Annotated in this window: 18 protein-coding genes and 1 pseudogene; 8 read left to right on the forward strand and 11 right to left on the reverse strand. The window is 57.3% G+C overall.

Annotated features, from left to right (window positions below; all coding sequences use genetic code 11):
- The first annotated feature begins 843 nt into the window (after window positions 1–843).
- On the forward strand, window positions 844–1,434 hold the full coding sequence (locus tag ACIGHN_RS27510; protein ID WP_396507456.1) for a hypothetical protein: 591 nt from the start codon (window positions 844–846) through the stop codon (window positions 1,432–1,434).
- Between the two features lie 324 nt (window positions 1,435–1,758).
- Here ACIGHN_RS27510 and ACIGHN_RS27515 read toward each other — a convergent pair.
- Window positions 1,759–2,448, reverse strand: a pseudogene (locus ACIGHN_RS27515) (ATP-binding protein); the annotation flags it as partial.
- Window positions 2,449–2,604: 156 nt separating this feature from the next.
- Here ACIGHN_RS27515 and ACIGHN_RS27520 point away from each other — a divergent pair.
- From ACIGHN_RS27520 to ACIGHN_RS27535, 4 genes are all read left to right on the forward strand, one after another.
- Window positions 2,605–4,371 carry a hypothetical protein gene (locus ACIGHN_RS27520; protein ID WP_396507458.1) on the forward strand — a complete coding sequence of 589 codons (1,767 nt, stop codon included), beginning with the start codon at window positions 2,605–2,607 and terminating at the stop codon, window positions 4,369–4,371.
- A 136-nt stretch (window positions 4,372–4,507) separates the two neighbouring features.
- Entirely contained in the window at window positions 4,508–6,634 is a 2,127-nt protein-coding gene (locus ACIGHN_RS27525) for a hypothetical protein (RefSeq protein WP_396507460.1), read from the forward strand.
- 1 nt (window position 6,635) lies between these two features.
- The gene (locus ACIGHN_RS27530; RefSeq protein WP_396507461.1) at window positions 6,636–7,256 is read left to right on the forward strand and encodes a hypothetical protein; all 621 of its coding nucleotides are present in this window, start codon (window positions 6,636–6,638) and stop codon (window positions 7,254–7,256) included.
- 47 nt (window positions 7,257–7,303) lie between these two features.
- Window positions 7,304–8,548, forward strand: coding sequence for a hypothetical protein (locus tag ACIGHN_RS27535; protein ID WP_396507463.1), 1,245 nt, complete (start codon window positions 7,304–7,306; stop codon window positions 8,546–8,548).
- Between the two features lie 42 nt (window positions 8,549–8,590).
- Here ACIGHN_RS27535 and ACIGHN_RS27540 read toward each other — a convergent pair whose 3' ends face one another.
- Genes ACIGHN_RS27540 through imuA form a run of 3 tightly spaced genes read right to left on the reverse strand, consistent with a single transcriptional unit; the run spans window position 8,591 to window position 13,790 of the window.
- Window positions 8,591–11,710 (reverse strand): error-prone DNA polymerase, encoded by a 3,120-nt coding sequence (locus tag ACIGHN_RS27540; RefSeq protein WP_396507464.1) that lies wholly within the window; start codon window positions 11,708–11,710, stop codon window positions 8,591–8,593.
- A 30-nt stretch (window positions 11,711–11,740) separates the two neighbouring features.
- Window positions 11,741–13,063, reverse strand: a complete 1,323-nt coding sequence (locus tag ACIGHN_RS27545; protein ID WP_396507465.1) for a Y-family DNA polymerase — start codon at window positions 13,061–13,063, stop codon at window positions 11,741–11,743.
- Window positions 12,999–13,790, reverse strand: a complete 792-nt coding sequence (imuA, locus tag ACIGHN_RS27550) for a translesion DNA synthesis-associated protein ImuA (protein ID WP_396507466.1) — start codon at window positions 13,788–13,790, stop codon at window positions 12,999–13,001. Before imuA ends, ACIGHN_RS27545 begins: the two co-directional genes overlap by 65 nt.
- A 416-nt stretch (window positions 13,791–14,206) precedes the next feature.
- On the opposite strand from imuA, the gene ACIGHN_RS27555 reads away from it, so the two are divergent.
- Window positions 14,207–14,491, forward strand: coding sequence for a hypothetical protein (locus ACIGHN_RS27555; RefSeq protein WP_396507467.1), 285 nt, complete (start codon window positions 14,207–14,209; stop codon window positions 14,489–14,491).
- 138 nt (window positions 14,492–14,629) lie between these two features.
- Window positions 14,630–15,637 (forward strand): hypothetical protein, encoded by a 1,008-nt coding sequence (locus ACIGHN_RS27560; RefSeq protein ID WP_396507468.1) that lies wholly within the window; start codon window positions 14,630–14,632, stop codon window positions 15,635–15,637.
- Window positions 15,638–15,980: 343 nt separating this feature from the next.
- On the opposite strand, the gene ACIGHN_RS27565 is transcribed toward ACIGHN_RS27560, so the two are convergent.
- The 3 genes from ACIGHN_RS27565 to ACIGHN_RS27575 all read right to left on the reverse strand — a co-directional run bounded on the left by ACIGHN_RS27565 (window position 15,981) and on the right by ACIGHN_RS27575 (window position 18,744).
- Entirely contained in the window at window positions 15,981–17,591 is a 1,611-nt protein-coding gene (locus tag ACIGHN_RS27565; protein WP_396507470.1) for a hypothetical protein, read from the reverse strand.
- Complete coding sequence (locus ACIGHN_RS27570; protein WP_396507471.1) at window positions 17,557–18,153, reverse strand: hypothetical protein; 597 nt, start codon at window positions 18,151–18,153, stop codon at window positions 17,557–17,559. Before ACIGHN_RS27570 ends, ACIGHN_RS27565 begins: the two co-directional genes overlap by 35 nt.
- Window positions 18,154–18,339: 186 nt before the next feature.
- The gene (locus tag ACIGHN_RS27575; RefSeq protein ID WP_396507496.1) at window positions 18,340–18,744 is read right to left on the reverse strand and encodes a GNAT family N-acetyltransferase; all 405 of its coding nucleotides are present in this window, start codon (window positions 18,742–18,744) and stop codon (window positions 18,340–18,342) included.
- Between ACIGHN_RS27575 and ACIGHN_RS27580 the strand changes: the two genes are divergently transcribed.
- On the forward strand, window positions 18,649–18,927 hold the full coding sequence (locus ACIGHN_RS27580) for a hypothetical protein (RefSeq protein WP_396507502.1): 279 nt from the start codon (window positions 18,649–18,651) through the stop codon (window positions 18,925–18,927). The genes ACIGHN_RS27575 and ACIGHN_RS27580 overlap by 96 nt on opposite strands.
- Window positions 18,928–18,952: 25 nt before the next feature.
- Here ACIGHN_RS27580 and ACIGHN_RS27585 read toward each other — a convergent pair whose 3' ends face one another.
- The 4 genes from ACIGHN_RS27585 to xseA form a co-directional block, all read right to left on the reverse strand.
- A complete protein-coding gene (locus ACIGHN_RS27585; RefSeq protein WP_396507473.1) occupies window positions 18,953–20,323 on the reverse strand; it encodes a serine protease in 1,371 nt (456 codons plus the stop codon).
- 250 nt (window positions 20,324–20,573) lie between these two features.
- Window positions 20,574–21,314, reverse strand: coding sequence for a DNA/RNA non-specific endonuclease (locus ACIGHN_RS27590; RefSeq protein ID WP_396507498.1), 741 nt, complete (start codon window positions 21,312–21,314; stop codon window positions 20,574–20,576).
- Between the two features lie 186 nt (window positions 21,315–21,500).
- Entirely contained in the window at window positions 21,501–21,776 is a 276-nt protein-coding gene (gene xseB, locus ACIGHN_RS27595; protein WP_396507475.1) for an exodeoxyribonuclease VII small subunit, read from the reverse strand.
- A complete protein-coding gene (gene xseA, locus ACIGHN_RS27600; protein WP_396507476.1) occupies window positions 21,773–23,509 on the reverse strand; it encodes an exodeoxyribonuclease VII large subunit in 1,737 nt (578 codons plus the stop codon). The genes xseB and xseA overlap by 4 nt, the downstream gene beginning before the upstream one ends.
- Window positions 23,510–23,871: the final 362 nt, after the last annotated feature.

Consider the following 23,871-nt stretch of genomic DNA (forward strand, 5'->3'; position numbering starts at 1 on the left):
CAAGAGCAAGACGCCGATGCAGGCTATGAAAGAGTGGTACCAGGAGCACCCGGATCTGTTTCACAAGCGGCCATATGATCGTCCGGGATGCGACAACTAAGCAGCAAAACGGTATTTGCCGGATCCAAGCCATGCAGCCCAAGTGCATCCCGCAGCCCAGTAGCATCATTCTCAGCAAAGCGGACATTACTGATGCTTGCATCCTGGTAGGCCTCAACGGCGATAAGAAACCCAAAGATCTGACCCAAGAGCTGCTCCCAATAGTTTTTTCGATTTTATAGTTTCGCTGTCCGCATCCATCGTCGTTGGATGTCGACTATGGGTCAGTAGAAGCCCGCCACTTTTCAAACGGCGAACGGCTGCAACCAGCCTGAAGCCGCCATGCGGGAGGTCTATTCTGCAGCGATTGCTGTAATCCAAACCGTGCCATCTAAGGCGCGCTATCGGGCAGGAGCTGCCGCTGGCGGTTTGAGAAAGCACTCGCTGAATGTTTGCATCCACTGGCAGCGGCGGGCCCTGAGTTCGCATGACGAGTCAAGCGCCTTAGGCTTTGCTCCATTTGCCATCCGGTTTACTGCATCGGTATCGCGTTTTGACGACAGCGCGGCTCCTCTATCCGCGAGCTTCAGGGAATCTGGTCACAACGATGCCGAGCACTCTGCGAGTCATTGCGTCGATGCCAAATCAGGTCGAATACGATTTGAGGCAATGCGATCGGAGGCTGAAAAAGCCAACTGACGACCAGCCGGCGCCGGGCATGCTCGTCCGCCCCTGTCAGGCTAGCCGCCTTGCGGCCACCGCGCTTCAGGACGAGCGCCTCTTGCCGATAACCAGAAGGTTACGATGAAAAGCCTCCTCGCTCTGCTGCTGGTCAGCGCTTGCTTCCAGGCGCAGTCCGCCAATCTGCCTCCCTGCGACAAGGCGGTGCGTTTCACTGCGGCTTGGTTCGCCGACCCGGAAGTGGACAACTCCAAATCGGCCGCCGAACTGACGAAGATCGGCGCAGGCGCCGGCCGCAGCGGTACGCAACTCGGCCACGTAGTTGTCGAGACCAAGCTTGCGGTGATGCCGCAGACCAGTTGCCAAGGCGTCGTCGTGCGGCTGGATTACATCAAACCGGTGCTGCGCGTAGCCAGCGAGATCCCGCCGGGCAGCTGTGCCTATGCGCACGTGATGAAACACGAGCAGACGCATGTGCGCATTCACCGCGACATCGCGCGCCAGTTCCGCGAGCTGGACTATCCCTGGGCCTCAGGCGGCAGCAGCGCGGGCATCCTGCTCTACGCAAAACAGGAACTCGACCGCCTGATGCAAGCCCAGGTGCTGTTTGACAACCCCGAGGAATACGCCCGCAACTTCAGCGCGTGCGGTGGTGAGATCACACGGCTGGTGAAGCCCGCGGCGTCTACTAGGTCGGGGCAGGCACCGGGTTGAGGCAACGCCTTCCGCGAGGGCTGATTGGTCGCGCCTTAGGCTGGACCAGACTGATGTCGACGGTCACCTGCTGCAGCCGAGACCGGAGTGAGCCACCGCGCCGACCTTCGACTGCGCGACTTGTTCTGCCCCCGCATCCAACATGCGTGTGGGTATAGAGCCACTCGCGCGGCTCACGGGGTCGTCGGCACTTAAGTCAAAAGTAGCTTACATCAGCATCGTCGCCAGCCTGAGCGCTGAATGACGGCTTTTCGCATTTAATTCCATAAAAAAGGTATTTTTCGCACTTAATTCCAAGCATTCGCAAATAGTGCCTTCATTTACACCCCCTCCCACCAGCGCCACCGCACTGGCCGTGTGGTGCGGGCTGCCGGTCGGCCTTTGCCCCCAGCGCTCGGGGTGAAAGCGCCCCGCCAGGCTGGCGATGGCCGCGCTCTCCAGCGCCTCCTGCACCGTCATCGCGGGCAGCAGGCCCGCAAACCGCAGTGCGAGCATCGACTTGCCGGAGCCCGGCGGCCCGGCCATCAGCAGGCTGTGCGCGCCGGCCGCGGCGATCTCCATCGCACGCTTGGCCGTGGCCTGGCCCTTCACGTCGGCCATGTCGGGGCCCGTGGTGTGGGCGGTCAGCGGCTGGGGCTCCAGCCGGCTCCAGCCGTCGTTGTCGACGTCGGCATCGCCCCCTGCCGCGCTGCCGGGCGGCAAGAAGGCACGCACCACGTCGAGCAGGTGGCGGGCCCGCACTACGCGGGCGTCTGGCACCAGGGCGGCTTCTTCGGCACTGCCGGGCGGCAGCACCAGTTGCACGTCGATCTGCTGGGTCTGCAGCGCCAGGCTGGTGGCCAGTGCGCCGCGCACGGCGCGCAGCTCGCCCGAGAGCGACAGTTCGCCGGCGAATTCATAGCCCTTGAGCTTGCTGGCATCGACCTGCCCGCTGGCCGCGAGGATGCCCAGAGCGATGGGCAGGTCGAACCGACCGGAATCCTTGGGCAGATCCGCGGGCGCCAAGTTCACCGTAGCAGCCTATGTAGGATGTGAAGTGAAGACAGTGGCGTTCGCACTGTGATTCTTTCGAAGGAGCTATCTATCTTGAGTACGGTATCACGCCTTAAGCACCAAGCGGCAAGTTTTCACTGGTTCACGAACGTGCACTTCGCGCATCGAACCGGTGTGATGACCTTCAGCCTCCACGATTTGGGCATAGAGCAGTTCGAATGGATGTGGGCGGACATCTGTGCACAAGCAAAGTCTACAGAAATAAAGCCATTTGGCCGGTCAGACATTGACTATCTCATCAAAGGGCTAAGAGATGCCGCGACTTTAAGAACTTGGAAACCAATTTCCTTGTGCCCTCCTGAGCAAGTCACGCTTGAAATGGTATTGAAACTATTCTCAGAGCTTGAGCAATTTCTGTTGTACGCATACACGCCCTATAAGGCTCACAAGGTCAGCACAGCGGTTAGAACATTCTTGTCGAAGAAGTTTGCAAGTATGTCTTTCGACGCTCGTCTAAAACGGATAGGAAGCTTTTTCCGGACGCGGTGTCCTGTCCGCACCTCTGGACGAGAGCTTATCAGTGATGTGCCTCATCCAAGTCGCCCATTGATCGGTGCAGTTCCACATGAGAATCTTGTAGACCTCCAGGCGAAGACTTCTGAAATTCTTGTCGGGGATTTGGAACGGGTCAGAGTAACTTGTATCCGTGTCATGAAACAACACTCCGAGACTCTCATGGAAATCGCACGGCTGGAGAAAATATCTCTGAGTGGATTGAGTGAAAAAGTCCGACGGGCAGCGCGACTAAGCATTACAGATAAAGATGTCATTTTGAGCGATGAGGAGTGTGAGTCCTACTTTGCATTGTTGATATCAATCAATAAAGGCGAGCAATCTGAATTATCTCAGTGGGAGCGACCGAGGGCCACAGCAATCGTCGAACATGCGAAAAGACTAACTGGGGGAAGCTGTGAGCCTCTCAGGCCTGTGGCTTGGCTAAATGCCCGCGAGATGCCACCGTACGAAGTACTGCTTGCGTGCGCTTTGGTTATCCAGATCAAGACGGGATGGAATTTTTCGTCGGTACTTGCGCTTCCTCCTGAGATGCTCGATGTGCCTTCCTTTCCTCATCGGCTGAAATCCACCAAGTCCAGGACTAAGGACGAAACTCCCACCGTTTTGGTTGAGCGTAATGATGAGGATGTGCTGCTTGCGTTGAAAATATTGCTGGACAGATCTCGGCGCCTAGAGCGACTTGGATATAGCAATACTTCAGTTTGGTCCGGCTGGGAGAAGACTTCGGTCAACGGGCTTAAGGAGATTACAAACTGGAGTCATCAATGCAGGCGATTTTGCAGAAAGCATGATCTGCCTACGTTTTCTCTGGAGATGGTCCGCGGACAGGTATTGGCTGTCGATACGGTTCGAGACGGGAGTATTGCAGAAGCTCAGAGCAGGGCAGGACACGTTAGATCTACCACAACCTTTCATTACATCAATAAGGCTGTTTTGAGGCGTCTCAATTCGGCAAATACTTTGGAGTTCGAGCGGCGATTTGATGCCACTGTTCGCTATATGTCGGATCCAAGCTCCATTTCCTCGGGAAGAAAGTTAATTCCTTTTCCAATTGGAGATGGTTCGTCATGTCGAAACCCGAGCGCGCCGCCTGTAGCCGGGTGGCTCTCCAATGGATCATGTTCGGCGTCAAACTGCCATAAGGACGAGGGCTGCTCAAATATGATAATCGAAATTAATAGTGATCGAATTGAAGAGGTGGTGCTAACGAAGAAGTATTTCGAGAAAAACTGGAGGCGTCTGTTCAATTCTAATCCCGAGAGCTTTGAGAAGCTGCATCTAGAGAATATGCTCTTCGCTTTTGCATTGTTTGGTTCGATCTCGCGTGGTCCTTATCGTCATTTGCTAAAAAGGGTTGGAAATGAGTAATTTTAGCGTAGCCCACTCTAGACACCCTGACCAAGAAAATTCACTTGAGCTCATTAGTGCGAAGCTGCGTGTTGATTGGCAGTCGCGAGCTGTATACGTTTTAAATGTGTTGCCTGGCGCGAACCAGGAACCTTGGGTGAGCACAAATATTGACCATGCAATGCTTCCCCCATCTGCCCTTACCGGTCTTCCAAAAAAACTGGTCGATGATGATGGTCTTTTCGAACTGTTCTTGCTAGGGCTAGATGTCCTCGCTTCGAGATCAGGTGAGAGTAAATCATTTCACAACGTTCTCATTCAGTTCGCCAAGGTCTTTGCGAAGACTGCTGAGTTTGCATGGGTCAAAGGATTTTATGACTTAAGAGATGTGCCTAGATCAACCTGGGAGCTGTTAAGAGAGGACTTAGCAAACGGGGGATGGTGCAAAGCGCTTTGCATCAATGCCCGTGCCGCAAAGCGCTTAAGTCAAGTAGCGTGGCATCCCGATTTATTTTTGGAAAGAGGTAAAACTAGAGGCAAGGTTCATTTGAGGGCTGGGTTCCTCGCTGAAGTCGGTACAAACATCGCTGGCCCTGAACTCGCGGTAATGCGGGGCATTTTGATACAAGCCTCGGACGATCCGGGTATTTGGAGGGCGGGAGATGTCTCGCTATATAACATCCCTCCGTATAAAAAAAGTTCATCTGTGATGCTGGGGAGGGCACTATCTCTGATTGATATATTGGCGCAAGTAAGGCCGGATAAAGCAATAAAAACTCTTCCGGGAGGTAGTAACTACATTTATGCTTTAAGGAATGGCCGTGCTGGGGCAAGAACACGAAACATGGATCCCGATACTTGGGGCCGTGTGCTTGTCCACGCCTATCGCTGGGTTCTTGAGATCGGTCCTCAGTTTTATGATTTTGTATCCAGCTTAATTGACGCCCAGTTAGACTTGGCAAAAACTGGCAACTTGCTTGAAATGGAGCGCAAGGAGCTTACTCGAGTTCGAGCAAAACTATTAAGAGAACTTCCAAGTCGAAAAAGTCTTGAGTCCGCAGTTGGATTGAGAATAACGACATATAAGCTATCTGAGCCAGTGCATGGTGAGATTTCCGTTTTGGGACTGTTGACACACTTGTATGCTGCGTGCTTTATTATCCTGACTTCAATGAACGCGCGTCGAAAAGACGAGATAATTGGAAAGGCTATCGGTCTTCACGTTCATTCGCTGAAAAAGGTTGATGACATTTTCAACCTGTACGAATGCGAGTTTTATATCGAGAAAACAATACGTGATTATAATTCACATTACGTGAACGACATTTCTAGGAGTGCTATTGAGTTAATGAGAAGGTTCTCTGATATCGCATGGTGCCTCAGTGATAGCGCTACGAGCTGCACGTCTGGGAGGGATAGAAAGCTGTTTGTGATCCCGAGATTTTTCATCGACGGACGTCGAGCAATTCAGTGGTTCACCTTTGATAATGGAACCGCAAAAAATGCAATCTCCAGGTTTATTCAAAATTCGCCGCAATTTACAGGGAGCATTCCTCGCATCACACCTCATATGTTTCGGCGTGCTTATGGCCTGCTTTATCATTTTCGATACGAAAATGCTCAGCTAATTGCCTTAGCTCAAAAATACGGACACATCGATGTGGTGCAGGCGTTGCATTACATCACAGATGGAATGGAAACTGAGCATGGTAAGACGGCCGTAGCCAAGTGGGCTAGAGGATCTGGAAACCAAAGCGCTGAGCTTTATCGTAGAGAGGAAATTTTTGAGATCGTGCGCGAAGTAGGGATTGAGAAGTTGCGTGACTATATCCGTGAAGTTGTCGAATCCTCGCGTCACTTCTCTGGGGGGTTTGCCAAATTAGTTGCTCGGTTCCATCGCAAGTTGGGCGCATCGATAAGTTATTCGACGCTAGATGCTTCGAAAAAGGCTGAAGTGGTAGCAGACGCATTTCTGGACCGAGGGCATGACCCGACTCCCTATCCGTGGGGTACATGTATGGCAGGAAAATCCAGGAAACACTCTGCTTGCTCTACTGGGTCTGGCCAGATTTCACGTGAAAATGCCTCCCCTTACACTTGCGGCAAATGTCCGTACTCAGATACAACACCCGGACATCTTGCCAATCTCCTAGAAGATGAGAAAGCATTGGTGAGCTTGAGCGAGGGGAGTGAGTCAATTCAGCAAAAGAACGCCGTGGTCGAACTCTCTGGGTTGCGCCGTATCATTCAGCTCCATTCTGCGAGATTAGGCATCTCTAGTTGATATGAAATTACCTGTTTCACGCCGCGGGGCTTCCTCCGACACGGTTCCTGGCCGTAAGCCAACTGTAGCTCACCTAAATGAAGATGCCTCAAAGAGCAATCTGGAGTTGAAAGTCAAAATACTTTCATGCTATGTATCGGCTTTGGAGCGTGGCGTACTTCGAGAAATAAATTCGGAAATTCCGCTAACTCAACGGCAGTTCCATCTTTGGACATACGAGGATCCTGAACTGGGCAAGGTCACACCGAATGGTCGGCTTACATTTCTAAAATATTCGGACATCGTTCTGTCTGTAAATCAGCTATTAAATAAGATATCTGAATTGCATAGGAATGCGAGTGGCAAACCATCACGCAGTGACAACCTGGCTGCTGCAAGGCGTAGCAGCGGGCTGCAGAAATTGATGCGACAAATATGTGAGCGAGAGGTTGTGAAAATGCGGGCTACCATCAAAAAGCTTAATGGAGAGCTAGAAACTGCTAAAGCTCAGTATTCATCTCTTGAGCGTAAGTCTGTCGAGATGCTGGGCGAGCTGGAGGCTGAAATTGTCAGTCTTAAAAAGAGTAATCAAGAATTGACCAAGCAACACAGGAAAATAATCGGAATAGGTGTGAAAAAGTGAAGAGAAGATATCTTCTTTCTATAGTCGAATTGGGGAATTCCTTCAGGGTGTTGCTGTACGATTTTCAACAAAAGGAGATTGTGAGCGATGTAAGTGACTACGCCGATGAACTGGTACTCAAACTCTCTATGGCGCGAGCGTCGATCCATCAAGAGATCGGGCATCTTCGTGTATTTGTAGGCTACCTGAGCTCGCGAGGATTGGGAGTGAACGACTGTAGCAATAAGCTAATTGCAGATTTTAGAGATTTCTTTTTTTCAAAGATCCCGTCAGGTACATCCGCCAACGTTGTCACAGCCGACAGGGCTAGAATAACGATCAATGCGAAATTGGTTCGCATATATGACTGGCTTAAGTGGCTGCAGGAGAATGGAAGGGCGGCTGAGAACTTGATTGGCGCTAAGGGCTGCCGCGTAGAGAGTCATCTTTTCGGAAGCAGCTTGTCTTACCTCTCGCCTCGCAATTCGGAACTTAGGTCTTTTGATCGGTATCCACTGCTCCTAGACGTGCGTACGAGGAATAAACGAGGTGGTTTCCCGAAATATGTACCTACGGAAGACACTGTGGATGCGTTGCATGAATATTTTCTAGAGTCAGATAAATCTTTGCATATCAAATACAGAAATATTCTGATGATTGACATAGCTGCGTACACCGGTTTTCGAAGAGGGTCAATTCAGTCACTAGAAATAGATCAATTTATTGGCAAGAGCTTTGAAATCACGGACCGCGACACTGTCCTGCTGAGGCCAGCACGTCAGAAGAGATCCTACGGTGATTACTTTGAGATCCCCATCGATTTGCATCAAAATGTTACTGGCTTCATTAAAAATCATCGGGCGCAGCATCTGATTCGGAAAAATGTGCCGGAGAGCAGAACCAAAGGTGCGGTGTTCATTTCTGAAAGAAGCTGCCAGCCGTTGGATGACAGATCAATAACGGCGATCGTTTCTGAGGCTTTGCGGGCATGCGGCGCGCCGAAAGGAGTGGCTATACATTCATTTAGAGCCAAATTTCTCATTAAATCTACTGAGCTAGAGTATGAGGATAGAAAGAATCTTGGACTGGATACAAGTTCTGAAAGTGTTTCAAGATCTGTGGCTACAAAAGCTGGGCATCGAAGCACAAGATCGATTAAGCCGTACACTGAAGGAAATGAGGCAAGTAAGCTGGTGAAACACCATAACAATCAAGCACGTCGTGCGAAAGAAACGCTTGCAGAAAATACTAGATTAAGAGCCAGGCTGAAAGAGCTAGAAGAGTTGATTGAAAATTCAAAAAAATCACAGTAAATGCCATTACTTAGGCTTCGATTTATGCGGAAATGAACCGCTTCAACGAAAATCCCGACTCTCCAACCTTCCCAGCCTCCCCAACCACGGCGTGAGATCGGCAAGCCGATGCGCAATCAAATTGGCCACCGCTCCCCGTCGTTGCCATACCCCCTTGACCGCGAGCAGCCGCGACTCTAGCAACACTTGCCGCTGCTCTTCCCGCACAGCAGACCATACGATCACCTGCACCGCGCCGAACTCATCCTCGAGCGAGACGAAGATCGTCCCGTTGGCGGTTGACGGCTGCTGCCGCAAGGTCACGATGCCCGCAGTGCGGATCACCCGGCCATCAGGGATGTGCCGCAGGTCGCGCGATGACAGCAATTTCTTCGCGGCCATGCGGGGCCTCAGCAAGGCCAGCGGATGCTGACGCAGCGTCAGTCCGGTGGATGCATAGTCCCACACGATTTCTTCGCCCTCGGGCGCGGCCTGTAGTTCCAGATAGTGTTCGTTGACCGGCGCATCGTGCAGCAGCTCGGGCGTTCGATGCAGCCCTGCCGCGTCCCACACCTGTTGGCGCCGATGGCCAGACACGCCAAGCAGCGCATCGGCCGCGGCAAGCAGCTTCATCTCGTGCTGTTCCAACCCGGCCCGCAAGGCCAAGTCCTCTGCGCTGTCGAAGGGGAGGTTCTCGCGAGCCTGCACGATGCGCGCGGCGGAAGTAGCATTCAGCCCCGACACCATGTGCAGGCCCAGTCTCACCGCGGGGACCTCTGGCAGATCCTCCAAGGTCGATTCCACCGCGCTGTGCATCACATCGACGCCGCGCACTTCCACGCGGTGTCGCCTGGCATCCTGCACAAGCTGGCTTGGCGTATAGAAGCCCATGGGTTGGGAGTTGAGCAGCGCCGCCAGGAAGGCCGCAGGCTCGTGACGCTTGAGCCAGCAGCTGGCATAAACCAGCAGTGCAAAACTCGCCGCGTGGCTCTCCGGAAACCCATACCCGCTGAACCCCTTGATCTGTTGAAAGGTGGACTGCGCAAAGGCCGGGGTGTACCCACGCTCCGTCATCCCGTCGATGATTTTTTTCTCGTACTTCTCCAGTCCTCCGCGCTTCTTCCAAGCCGCCATGGCCCGTCGAAGGTCATCGGCCTCCCCGGCAGTGAAACCCGCAGCGACCATGGACACCTGCATGACCTGCTCTTGGAACAAGGTTACGCCCAGCGTGCGGCTGAGAACCTGCTTGAGGGCTTCGCCGGGGTAGGTCACAGGCTCCAGGCCCTGGCGGCGGTTCAAGTACGGATGCACCATACCACCCTGGATGGGGCCTGGTCTCACGATCGAGACGGAGATCACCAGGTCGTAGAAGCACTTGGGCCGCAGTCGCGGCAGCATGGACATCTGCGCGCGGCTTTCCACCTGGAACACGCCCACCGTATCTGCCCGAGAAACCATCCGGTAAGTCTCTCGATCCTCGGCCGGTATGTCTTGCATCCCGAAGTCGTATCCCTTGCGCATGCCCACCAGGTCCAGGGCCTTGCGGATGGCCGTGAGCATGCCGAGTGCGAGCACATCGACCTTCAAGAGGCCTATGGCATCGAGGTCGTCCTTGTCCCACTCGATCACCGTGCGGTCTTCCATGGCCGCGTTCTGGATGGGCACCATGCGACTGAGCAGGCCCTTGGTCAGCACGAAACCACCCGTGTGCTGCGAAAGGTGCCTCGGAAACCCGATCAGCTGGTTGGTCAGCTCGATGAGCTGCTGCACGGCCAGGTCCTTATCGGAGATCCCGAGTTCCTCGAACCGCTCCAGTCGCACTCCATCGCCATCCCACCACTGGTGTCCCTTGGCCAGTCCATCCACTACCTCCAGGCTGAAGCCCAATGCCTTGCCCACATCGCGGATCGCAGACTTCGGCCCGTAGGTGATGACGGCAGCGGCCAGCGCGGCGCGGTCCCGGCCGTACTTGCCGTACAGATACTGGATCACCTCTTCACGCCGTTCGTGCTCGAAGTCGATGTCGATGTCGGGCGGTTCGTTGCGCTCCTTGCTGATGAAGCGCTCGAACAGCACCGACATGCGCGCCGGGTCCACCTCGGTGACGCCCAAGCAGTAGCAAACAACACTGTTGGCGGCAGAGCCACGGCCCTGGCAGAGGATGTGTTGGGACCGCGCGAAGGACACGATGTCGAACACGGTGAGGAAATAGTGCTCATACCGCAGCTCGCAGATCAGGTCCAGCTCATGTTCGATCTGGTCCTGCACCTTGGCGGGGATGCCGGTGGGCCAGCGGCGGCCGGCACCCTCGTAAGTAGCCTGTCGCAGGTAGCTCGCCGGGGTGTGCCCATCGGGAACCACTTCATCGGGGTACTGGTATTTGATCTCGTCCAGGCTGAACGTGCACCGGTCCGCAACCCGGATGGTCTCGGCTTTCAGGTCATCGGGGTAGGCCTGGGACAGCCGCAGGCGGCTGCGCAGATGCTGCTCGGCGCTGCGCTGCAGGTCGTAGCCGCACTCGGTCAGCGGGCGGCCCACCCTGGTTGCGGTGAGCACGTCCTGCAACGGCTTCCTGCTGCGCACATGCATGTGCACGTCCCCCAAGGCCACCAGCGGAATCTCGGTCAGGGACGAGAGCTGCCGCATGCGGTGAAGCCACAGCTCGTCGTCGATGCGCCGGTTCTGCTCCACACCGATCCAGGCCCGGCCTGTGCAGTGGGTCAGCATCCAGCGTCCCAGCTCCTCCAACTGCTCGTCGGTGGCGTCCTGCTGGTTCGGCGCTACGCGATCCGGCGACACGATGACTAAGCACTCGGCCACCGCCTCACCCTCGATGGTGAAGCGCTGCAGCAGGTAGGTGCCTTTCTCTTCGGTCGTGCGGCGCAGCCGGGTGATGAACTGGCACAGGTTGCCGTAGCCCTCCATGGTCTGGGCCAGCAAAATCATTGTGAAAGGCAGGTCAGCCGCCACCCGGAACTGCGAGCCGACAAGCAGCTTGATGCCTTGCCTCTTGGCCTCGACGTGCGCGCGCACGACACCGGCCAGGGTGCATTCGTCCGTCACCGCGATGGCGCTGTAGCCCAGTGTCTTTGCGCGCTCGACCAGCTCATCTGGCCAGCTCGCGCCGTCCAGAAAAGTGAAGTTGGAAACGCAGCGCAGTTCTGCGTAGTCGGGAAGCGCCATACCGGTAGCTCACGGGTTCTTCGGTATGTCTCAGGCGTACAGCCCGTGGAGAAACCAGCCGGTCTTATCCTCAGCCAGCCGTCGCTGAAAAATCCACAACACGCCGGCATGCCTGCTCATCGCCACCCAGTAGTCGCGCTGCACATTCAACTGGTCGGCGCCGCCATCCCCTGCACCTGGTGCCCGGTGCCACCAGCCGCCCTCCACGCGGTCCGGGCCGAGCAGCAGCTGCAGGGTGCCCTGGTAGATAGGGCGGTTGTCGCGCTCGGCCAGGCGCAACGGCTCGGGCAGCAGCCACTCCGGCATGGGCAGCTCGTGGCACCCCGGTGCGCCGCGCTGGCGGGCCAGTTCGGCGCCTTGCCAGGACTGCACCCATTCGATGCGGTGGTCGGCCTTCAGCATGGGGCGCAGCACGCGGTCCTTGCCAAGTCGTGCCTGCACCCGTTCGAGCACCAGCGCGGTGTCTTCGCCTTGGCGGATGGTCTCGGGCAGCAGGGACTTGCTCTCCTGCTGGATGGGGATGGTCTCGGAGGCCAGCAGCTCGATGTCACCGGCAGGGGCCAGCAGTTCTACCTTGGCCAGGTGCTCGCCCAACAGGCGGCCCAGGTGATCGACGTTCTGCGTGGGCTCGGCCGTGCGCACCACCAGCTCACCGCCGATGCCTGCGGTCTTGGCGCGCATGGCGTCGTGGGCCCAGCGCAGCGTGAACGCAGTGACGCCCATGTGCCGCGCGGCAAGCCAACTGGACATCTGGAACAAGAGACGCCGAGCGCCGAACATCAGTGCGGGAGCGTGCTCCACCCGGTGCATGAACTCCAGGCGGGCGGAGAAGGTCTCGGGCAACTGCTGCCATTCGTAGACCTCGGGGCGCACGCCGTAGGCCTGGTCCAGGCCGTGCAACAGCGCCTTGTCGAAACGGCGGCCCAGGCCACCACGGGGCAAGGCGCGCACGTCGCCCAGGGTGCGGGAGCCCAGGCGGTGCAGCGTGCCGGCATGGTGGGCTACGGCGGTGATGGATTCGAGGGGGAGCTTGTCCAACACCTTGTGCAGAGAACCGCCGAAGCCGTTCGGCACACGCGAGCGCAGCAGGGCCAGCGCAGCCGTGCCCGTGGGCGCCCAGGCGATGGCATCCACACCAACCTCGGCACCTTCTACTTCGATGCGCTTGCGCAGGTGCCCCAGGCCGCCGAACAGGCGTGCGCTGGCACCGACCTCAACCAGGACCGCTTCCTCGCGCAGGGCCACCCGTGGAGAGAACTGCAGCGCCCAGACGGCCAGGGACGCCAGGTCAATGGCGGTGCAGGACTCGCTGCTGGTCGTGCGGGGTAGCAGTGCGGCCCAGATACCGATCATCGGGAGCCTCCTCTCTGCGCGTGGGGATGACGATCTCGGTGTCCAGGCGCCGCAGGCGAGGGGGAAGCACGCGGTTCAACTGGCCAGGGATGGCAGAAAGCTCCAGCACGTCGGGGCATGGCGTGCCGCGGCGCTTGAGGATGCGCAAGTCGATGTCCCAACCCGATCCGAGCGACACCAGGGTGCGCAGCGGGGCAGGGGAGGCCTCACGCTGCGCGTTCACGGGCCGGAACAGGAAAACGGGCGACTGACAGGACTGGGCGTGCACCTGCAGGCGCCGGATCTGGTCAGCGCGGGCCTGGGGCAGCCAGGAGAGGACCGCGCCGCGGGGATTGGACTTGACAAGCTGCTCGGTGACCCACAGGCGCTCTGCTGGCGTCTTGGCCTGGATCCACACCACCTGGTCGGCCGGCACGCCGAGCTGGGCCAGGCCACCGGCATGCGGCTGCTGGGGCGGGGCCACGAGCAGGAGCTGGCCGCCGTCCTTGACCAGTGAGGGGAGGCAGCGGCTGAGCAGGCGCCACTCGCACAGCGGGGCCTGGGCGGATAGGACCTCGGTCAGGGTGCGGGTCGGCCAGCCGCCCCCGGGCAGGGAGGCGTCGAGCAGCTCGAAGCCAGTGGGGATGGTGGGGTGCTGCTGGTGCGCCAGGTCATCACCCGTCCAGACGGACTCCCGCACCAAGATGGGAAGGTGCTGGGTGTCTAAGGAGCGGGAGGCGGCTGGCATGGCAAAATACTGTAATTAAATACAGTATACGGACAGGCCTGCTGACAGAAAAGGGGACGTCGACGGCGGTTGAAGGCCATTGGGGGCACGGCGCACCGGAAACGATAGCGGCGGAACAAGGGCCAGAGCGGAGGGATCAGAAGAAAGGGCGGCGCGGAAAAATTTTCGATAGCCCTTCCCGCGCAAGGAGAACGGTGGAAGCGAGCCTGCGGCATAGTGCGCCAGAGAAGCCTGTAGGGAAGCGAATGGCGAGTAAAGCTCACTCGCAAGGCATGATGGTGGCCTGTTGGCGCGTCCCATTCGTGGACAAGCCACTCAAATTGAGTCGCACTCTGAACAGGCGGCTGAAGTGATTCAGGGACGGTGTTCATCGACCATTGGTCTCAGGCGATCTTGCCTGACCCAAGGAGAACACCTTGAAGACCTTGACCAAGACCATCTACCTCATTGCGCTGTCGGCTATCTTGAGCGCCCCTTCCATCGCACTCGCGGCTCGCTCGTACTACACCTGCCCCTCGCGCTACGCCACCTGCTACGTTTCGCTCTTCTACACCAACGGTGGTGTCCGCAACTTCACCATCCACGGTGGTACGGGCGACTGGCTCGGTGGGCTGCAAGCCGGTGATCGTTACTGCCACAACTTCACCGGGCCGAACGATCCTCGTACGTGCACTCGCATGATGATCCCGCTGCAGAACTGATGGTCGGAGTCGGCTGCAAGGCCGACTAACTGAGGGAAACCCCTGTCCGCAAAACGTCACATGTTTTGCGTTGAACAGGGGCCGCTCGTGCAGCACCATACGCGTTAACTGAAACTTATCACTTGATGAGGAGAGAAGATGAATCAGTCTCCTGGGACCCTGTTGTTTTATGTGAATGTACTGACAACCCGCCTGTCGTCGTTGACTCTGGAGCAATTGGCCAGCCATGTGCACGTAGCGCCCAACACCTTTGCAAAAATCCGCAATGGGGAGGCTCTCCAGGAAAAAACTTTCAAAAAACTCGAGTTCGCGGCTACGGCATTACTTCAGGAAACTCAGCAATGGAGATTTTGGCCGGAAAAGTGGCAACAAGGTGCGTTCAAATTTCACCGGTGGATGGATAGATTTTTCAGCCAAGATCCCATTGAGCGTGATAGTCATGAGACTTGGATTTTCGAAAGGCAGCGAACTTTGGAAGGTCTTCTGAAGTATGAAGCGTCAATGGTGCTGCCGCCGGCGACTGATCGCTCGGTGAACGTTGCCTGCTATGCCCAACAGTTGGCCTGGGTGTACACGGACCTAGCGCAACTGTATGCTGCCTCGACGCCTTTGGGCGCCCTTGAGCGCAGCCGCTGGTTTGAGCGGGCTGGCCACTGCTACAAACTTGCAGAGGAAATTTTGGGGGAGCAGGGTCATAAGTACCTTCAGGCCAGAGCTTGTTTTTCGAGAATCGGCGCAAGACTTGCAGAATTGCCGCTTGGAACAGCTGGGTTATCGCAGCCGCTTCGCGCTTGGATGCGACAACAGGACTTGGCCAATACAGTGGAGGTCCTTTTTGAGGAGGAATTTGACTACCACGCTCGATATCAAGCATTGGTGTACTTCTCCGTCATGGGTGAGCAACTTGCATGCAATAATGCATATTATTCTCTTTGTAATGCGCATCCGGGATTTAAGTCTTGGAAATATACGCCTGATCCCACTATGAAAAGTATTTGGGATAATGTTGACATGGAATTCTTCCGTAACCTGTCGGTATCAGCAGCTACGCTTCCAATCGCTTGCCCAGCCGTAGCGAAAGTTTCATCACAACCAAAATCTAATATTTCGAATCAACCTCAAGGAGTACTTCGTTATGAAGGCTGATATTAAGAAGCTTGCGCTTCAAGCATTTGTTTTTTTTGCACTTACCTCTCATTTCACTATGGCATTGGCTGAGGTTACCAAGTTGATAAAGGTTTAAGTCGCGCCTAATGCTTCAGGTAGGAGCATTAGACCTAAACATGTTCTGAGAAGCCGAAGCTGGTATTTGCCGGCTGGCTAGCGAAGAAAGTTGCTACTGAGTGCCCGGCAGTGAAGGTGAGCTGCCGGCCAGAAGTGCAGCCGCACGTGTTCAAGGCAACCCTCAGGTTTGGCTGTGCCTTACCGACATGTCAATCCGCGGTGGCCACCACCACCGCTGTGAGGGTAACGGCGAGATTGGTCGCAATCAACTTCCCCAGCTAGGAAGCACCTCATCTGCGAAGATGCGGAAACTGTCTGCATTGAGGCGGTGAGGTGCTGCCTGCCACCACATCCCAAGCAGCCAAGGGGTCTTGGCCAACGCGGTGGGGATCTTGTACTGCTCAGTGCCACGCAATGCATCTTCTTTGAGCTCGCTCCAGCTGTACTCTGGGGGGTAAATTTTCGTCTCTCCAACTCCGTTCTGTGATCGAAACCGGCAATAGTCCGTGGCGCTCTTCACATGAAAGCGATGGTGATTGAGCCTCGTGAAGTCGGGCCAGAGGCTTTTGCAGGCCTGCTTCAAGTTGGTCCGCACCAGTAGATGAATGACCACCTCCGCGGTATGGGCGCGTCCTGCAAACGTCTCCTGCTCATCAAAGCTATTTTTCTGAAGACCGAAGCGATAAGTGAGTACCTGGTCGCCATCGTAGTACGGTGACAGCAATGCCCTCTTGCTATCAGGCTGGTTCAAGGTAACCAAGGCACGGGCAAGCTCCTGAATTTCGCGATCGGGTCGGCTTGTTGCATCATGCTTTCTGATCCACAGAATCCACGGGACTATCTGCGCAATCGCACCCTCACCCCATAGCTCGGGATGGTGAGAATTTGTGGTCAGCCATTTATGCAGCCTCGTCCTGCGATCGCAATTCAGGATGGGGGACTGTTCGTCCGCGAATGCAAGGCACGACAGTAAGCCAAAGAGCACCGAGATTCGCCAGCCCGAGACCTCTAGATCTGCGAGCGGGTCACCTTGGCCCAGGTGAGACCTTCCCTCTACGTCGTCCCACAGAGCCGTCAATGAATCTAGCAGCGCCGCTTTGGCAAGCTCGAAGCTCGATGCGATGCTGGTCAATGCGCCGGAAGCATGCTTCTCGGCCGCCGCAATCAGCGCTACACAACACTGGGTCCAAGCAATCGCAACGGCGTAGTGATTCTGCTCCTCCGCGAAGCTGGAGATCGCGAGACCCGTGAGCCACGCGGCACTACTGGCAGTCCGGATGAACTCCGGTCGCCCAATAGGCTCAAGCGCATCGAGTTTCACGACCGAGGTGAGCAGTCCATCGAGAAGCTTGATTGGCGGCTTTCCTCTCGGGTTGAGCATGTAGAGCTCTAGGAGTGCGCGGGTGTCCGATAGCTCGCCAGGCCACAATTGCTGTGCGTTTGTGCGGCACATTTCTAGTAGCATGCCCCGGCTCCAAAGCTCAACTTTGGAGGGCAAGGGTGAATTGTTCATCTGCTGCACTGCAGTTTGAACTTCCTCTTCGAATTGACCATTGCTGACCAGATAGGACCGATAGGTTCCTGCTGGAAAGCCTGGGTAGGCCGGTGACTGGCTCATGAGCTGAACAAGCTGGAACTGAATACCAGATCGAAACTCGGCGATTTGCATTCGCTTGCCTGGATCACCTTTCAGCTGAAAGGCGCAGCCAACACCGTCCGGCCCGATTGCCAGAATGTCTTTGCCAAATTCAAGAAGGCAGTGACGCGTGCTGTGCAAGACCTCATAGCCCTGGGCAGACAACATCTGAACAAACACAGGTTGGTAGCTGCGTTCGCTCGCTTTATCCAACCAGTTTTCTAGCAGCTTCTCTATCACGCCATTTCGCCTTCTTCTCGCCAATCATGTTTACAAAGCGCTCCCTCAACTTCGGATCGGTCTCGATTTGAGCGAATGCTTGTTTCGCCGATTCCTGTAACTCTGGCGCCAAGGACAATGTTGGGTAATTAGGTTGACCATGCCGATCAAAGTCAATCTCCAGCCGCTCGAAGAGAGCAAAGATCGTCTCAGCGTTGAAGGGCTTTCCGCGGTTGTCAAGCGTCTGACCAGCTCGGTCTAGAGTTTCAGAGAGTGCGCCATACAGCTTGCCAGCCATGTCCTCCGCCAGCTTGTCAGCCATGAGGTTGAGCAGCTCCAGCCGCTCCTTGCGACTGAGCCGGGCCATGTCATCCTCGGATATCGTGGCTTGGGCACCCGCATCGAATAGAGGAGAGTCCTCGATATCTCCATTAGCACGAGCGATGCGGGTTGCATGCCCTTCATGGAGGATCTGTCGAGGCACCTCGGCGAAAACCCCTAGCTGAGCCTGCGCGCGTTTGCTCACATAGCGAACAAGCGCTGCGCTGAACGTGCCCTTAAATTCGGGTAAGTCTGGGAGCATCGCGTGACCTCCTGAAAGCAATAAAGTGGCCGACAGAACTAGAGTGGCCGACGAGAGTCAGGCCGGGAAAAGCGCCCAACTGAAATCGGCAAGGATCTTACCAATTATTGACTGGGGGCTTTCTGTATCGGCAAGAGGATTTTTGGTTCATCTAACGAGCGAACCAACGGTAAGCATCACCCGGTATCAGGACTCAATAACAGGCTGTTTGGCGGAGCCTGGACGTACCATCTCGCAAACCCTGTACCGGATCCCAGTGGCCACGTAGTCATCCTTGCACAAGGCTTGACGTCTTGCATTTTGGTCATCGAAGCCAAATCGCCGGTATAGCCTTCGCGCCGGAGTGTTTGGCTTCAGCACAGGGCAGTTAACTAGAAGGCGATACTCGCTGACAGCCACACCGCTACTAAGCGCCAGGCAGCGTGCGATCAAGCGCCCTCCAAGGCCCTTCTTCCTCTGTGCTTTTGCAACGATTAGGCCTCCCAGAGAGACCTCGTGGATCGAAGCGCCGTCCGGATTGAAATCGTACGCAGAGCAAACTCGCCATTCGCAGACCGCAAGGAGGCGAGCGCCGATGAAGAGCCCATGCATGTCGTTGGAATCGAGGTCCCGCCTGATGGCGTATCGGCTCAGCGCAGCTTTTCGGACGGCTCGACGCCCGAGCGTTTCATCCTCAATGGCTTCTCTTCGAAGCTTCCGCAGGCGCCAGAAATGACGTCGATCAAGGGTATGAAAGGAGTATCGAAGCGGGCTCATTTCGGTGGTGTGACCTGATGGTGATTCGTGTTCCTACCCTTGGCTACATTGGCGCACTGACGCGCGGCTGAGTGGGCTTGCGCTTCCTTCGCACCTTGACGCCGGCGTAGGTAATGTTTACCTGTGGGAACTGCACTGCCTCTCGGTCCAGCAGCAATTCGGCTTCGAAGTACCAGCGCTGAAAGAGCTCCATCCTGGCGGTCGCGCCTTCGACACTGGCATTGATGAAGTAAGCATCAAAATCTTGAGCGCGAGCCGCATACGCCTCGGCTGGCACCTCAACGGTCCAGTCGACTGTCAGCACGTCAAACACCATGGCGATGAATACAGTCCCGTCACTATTGAGCCTCACGGCGTGAAGGTCGGTGTCTTCGAGCCCTTCGCGGCTCTCCGGATAGGCGGAGGAGATAGTATCCAGGCATGCCGACGGAACCTCATTTAGTGCTAGGGCGCTCCTAATCGATGGCAACGATAGCTGCGACAGGTGGGCTAAGGCAGCGTCGCTCGCGGCCTCCTCGATCTCTCGAATCCAACGTTCCTCAAATTCCTCTAGCTGGTCGTCCACCAAGATGCTGCTGCCTTCTGGAGGCAACACGAAAGGGGGTGGATCTTCAGAGCGGGCGATCAGATCAACTTCTGGGGCAGAAAGTGTCAACGTGACTGTTCCTCGCGCGCTTCTGCGAAACCGTCCCTTTATTCTCACTAGACCGAGGTCGTTTGCGTCGATCAAGTTGATCTCCTCCCAGCGAGAGAGCATGCTCAAGGGGCTGAAAACAGACATGCGCAGCGCTTCCCAGACGAGCGTGACGTAAGACGGTCCGCCTTCTAGAGAGGACGATACGATGCCCACCACATCGCCATCTGCATTGACGACCGGCCCTCCGCTCATTCCGCCTTTCGTATCCATGTCCACTTCGACACACACTGAAGGCATTCGCTCGCCTCGCCCGCGAGGGTATGCCGCGGTCACCAAACCTGAAGACACTAGCGGCGAAAGTTGGGCGGTCCCCTCATCTATGCCGCTATGACGATATCCAAACGCCCAAAGGCGCTCGCCGACAAGCGGTAGTCCAACCTGCAACGGTGCGAGCGTGAGGGGGTGGTGCTCGGCAGCGTCCGAGTTGAGCGTGCAGCCTAGCAATGTGATGTCAGAACGAATCTTCTCGTTGTCTCGATACTTGCTAGGTCCCGACACGCTAGAGCTCTCGCGCGGGAGCCACGCACGTGCCCCGTCTGGCAAGAACGTCAATAGTACCGGCTCAAGTCCTTGGCTTCTGCACTCATCCAGTACGTGAGTCGCCACAATGGCAAGGCCAGGGCCAATCATGACGCCGCTGCCCAGCACATGGCAGCCTCCATCGGTGAAAACGGCCACCGCTACCAAAGCATCGCCTGCCTCATAGAGTGAGGCCATGCTTCCCAAGCCATCCTCACTGGTGTACACCGCTGTCTGCCATGAGCGGCGCAGTCGCTCCAACGCTGGATTCTCTCTAGTAATACGGACTGAATGCATTTACCTTCCTCCATCAGGCGTTGAAGGTAAGTCATTCAGGGCTCAGTTACAAACAAAAGTGATCAAGCTTGTTGCAGGCGTGCTCTGGGCTAACGTTATACGGTCAGTAGATCCAGGTTACTGGAATGAGTCCATCCCTTGAAAAAGCGCATCAGGGTTGGACTGCTCCGCGGCCCAAGAAATCGATCCCCGTTCGCTTCACGAGCTCTTGGTAGGTGATCGGCGACTTCACGCGCTCGCCTTCCCGATTCGCCTGCCAGTGGGCCCAGGCACGCTGCGTTGTCGCGTCATACACCAATTTGTAGAGGTAGGTTGGAACCCGCACCTCGTTGGCCCCGATGGACGGGCTGGAGCGCGTGTAGACGGGCCCGGTGATCACATAGACATCGCCCTTGGCGCGCGCCACGTAGCGCCGGGTGTCCTGCTCAATCTTCGACCAAGCGCCGCCGTTGTGCTGGATGTTCTGCGGGACCATGTTGGCCAGCGAAAAGCTCTGGGCCATCGCCGTGGGCGTGGACATATCGCCCGCTGGCGCCATGTGCCCTCGGCTGTATCCAGAGCGCTTGTAGTCGCCCAGTTCGGCCCGCTCGGCTGCCGGCAACCGGGCATCCGCGAAGAACTTGTCGGCGCGCTCTTCGTCGGCCTGTTCAATTACCCGGCGATTCAGTCTCTGGGCCACGAAGACGGGCGTGCGCGTCTCACCGCTGTGCAGCACCGCGAAGGCCTCGTAGCACAGTTCGCGATGCAGTGGCCTGGCCGGCACGGCAGGTGGCTTACCGCCCACGAAAAACCGCGGGCACTGCGCGAAACTGGTGGGCTGCGGGACGCGAAAGGCATCCTTCTCAAAAACGGGGTTGGGCGCTCGCGCGCTGGCGATGCCAGAAACGCCCATGACAAGGGTAATGGCCAAGCAGAGGCTGCGTGGCCAGGAAGCGTTGAAGTTCACAGGATGTCAGGTGCAGAATTAGGCGTCGGTGCGTTAGCTGTTTTGGCCATATTGCTGGCCAGCAAATATGGCCAAAACAGCTAGTCAAGAATGAATTCTCAGTTGCCAAGGACGCCAATTCGCGGCCAAAACTCAGAAAGGGATGTCGTCATCACCCGGAGCACCGGTACTTGTTGACTTCTCCTGCGCCGGCTTCACCGATGTGTCTGTCGCCGAGGTTTGCGCATTGCCCAACGCCTTCTCAAGGGCCTGCTCTACCGCATCAATGCGGGTCTGGCACACCTTGTAGGCCGTCACGGACTCCTCAACGATCGTGAGCAAGTCGTCGATGTTGGGCTCGCTCTGCTTGCGCAGGGTCTGGGCGTGCTGCTGCAGCACCCGATAGGACTCTCGGAAGGTCTCGCTCATGGCTTGTCTTTCGGTTGGAGCCGCGCGGCGCGCAGCCCGTCGCGGAACTGGATGGTGATCTCGGCTTCTGGGCTGGCGGCACTGGTAACCGCATGGCCGTTCTGGCCGCGCACCAGGGCGAAGCCGCGGCCTAAGGTCTTGGCAGGCCCCTGGCCCGCGATCTCGCGCATGAGAGCTTGGGTCTTCGTGCGGGCATCGGTGAGGGTCTTCTGGGCGAGAGTGGCAGTGTCTTCGAAGGTCCGGGCCGTGGCGTCCTTCATGTAGCGCAGGTCGGCCACACCGCGCTCAAGGACGAAGCCACGCTCGCCTTCGATTCTGGCTCGTGCCGTCTGCAGCGTCTGGCGCGCATCGGCCCGGATCTCCGCCAGCCTTGTGGGCACTTCGCGCTTGGCCAGTGCGATCTGGTCGGTAGCCAGGCGGCGCACCTCGTTCATCTGGCGCTCGGTGTTCTCGGAAGCAATGCGGATGGTCTGCGCCGCCTGTAGCTTCACATCGCTCAGCAACTCGCTCGCCTCGGTCCGGCTGCGGGCCAGTTTCTGCCGGGCCCCCGATTCGATGGCCGTGAAGCTCTGGCCCACCGTGCGCCCGGCGGTGTCCATTGCCCTGGCTGCATCGCGAATCACATCGGCATACAGCCCCTTGGCTTCCCGGACCCGCTGCAGAATCACCCGCTCGATACCTCCAATGACCTTCGAAGGGGTGTCGTACCGGATGTTCGCCACTTCGTCGAGCACGGTGTTGTCGCGCTCGTGGCCAATGCCGCTCAGCAGTGGCACCTCCAGCTCGCACACGGCGCGAACCAAGGCATAGTCATTGAGCCAGGCCATGTCGTTGATGGCACCTCCACCGCGGATGATGACCACGGCATCCAATTCCACCCCGTCGCGGCTGAGACGCTCCAGCGCACCGAGCAGCTCCATGCGGATCTCGGAGGCAGCACCGTCACCTTGAAAGCGGCTGTGTATGTAAAGGAACTGGCAGATGCCCAAGCTCTCCAGCCTGCTGGCTTCGGCCTGGAAGTCTCCCAGGCCGGCGCCGCCCTCGGGCGCTACCACCAGCACCCGGTTATAGTCCCACGGGCTTGGGAGGCGGCGATTGAGCTCGAACAGCCCCTCGCGCTGCAGGCGCTCGCGGATCTCCCGCTTACGGGCTTCCAGGTCGCCCAGCGTGTAGTCAGGATCGATGCCGTCGATCTCCACCGAGAAACCGAACTGGGGTTTGAACACCGGCTTGGCCCGCACCAGCAGCTTGATGCCTGGGCCGATCTGGGCCCCGGTGGCGTTTTCGAACTCGGGAAGGATTCGGCTGGCCGTGTTGGCCCAGATGGCTGCGCTGGCCTTGGCCACCACCACGCCGCGCGCATCCCGCTCCGAGATCTCCAGGTAAACGTGGCCATTGCGCACGCGCGTGTCCACCACCTCGACCAGGGTCCAAACGCCGGCCCGGAAGGCCTGGGAAACGGCCGCAGCCACGCCGCTGAGCAGCTGGGATAGAGGTATGCCCCGTGGGGCCGCAGAAAGGCTCCTGGAGCCACCCTGATCCATCTCCGGGCTGATCAGCGCAGTGGATTGCGAAGGAGGCGTAGCGCCGCCGACGGGAAGCCACTCCGCGAAGGGTGTGAGCACCAGGCCATCCGGGACATACCACTGCCGCTTGGCCGGGTCCCAGCGGGCACCCAGCGCCTTGACCCGATCCTTGTCCTTGAATGATGAGGTGAGGTAGGTGTCGCTCATGCGCTCTTCTCGGTAGACGCTGGGGCCCGTGGCGCACCCTGGCGCCAGGACTGCACATCCGCGAACTCACGTTCGCAGCCAGTGCAACGCAACCGCTCCGTGCCGCGCATGGCGCCCCTGGCATCACGCGCGATCACCTTGCCGTAGCTGGTTGCACGGCAGAAGCCGCAGCAGTTTCTGGGTGAAGGTGGGGCCGAGTCCATGCCCTCCGTTTTACTCGCGATCATCCACCAAGTGGAATTTCCAACGGAAATAGACATGCCATCATGTCGGGCTGCGTCAACACCGGGCGAGTTTCTCGGTGATAGATGTTAGGCTTGCCATCACCACGCACCACATGATTCAAAGCCTCGGACGCTGCG

It is taken from the genome of Acidovorax sp. NPDC077693 (assembly GCF_044542805.1).
Classification (GTDB): domain Bacteria; phylum Pseudomonadota; class Gammaproteobacteria; order Burkholderiales; family Burkholderiaceae_C; genus Acidovorax.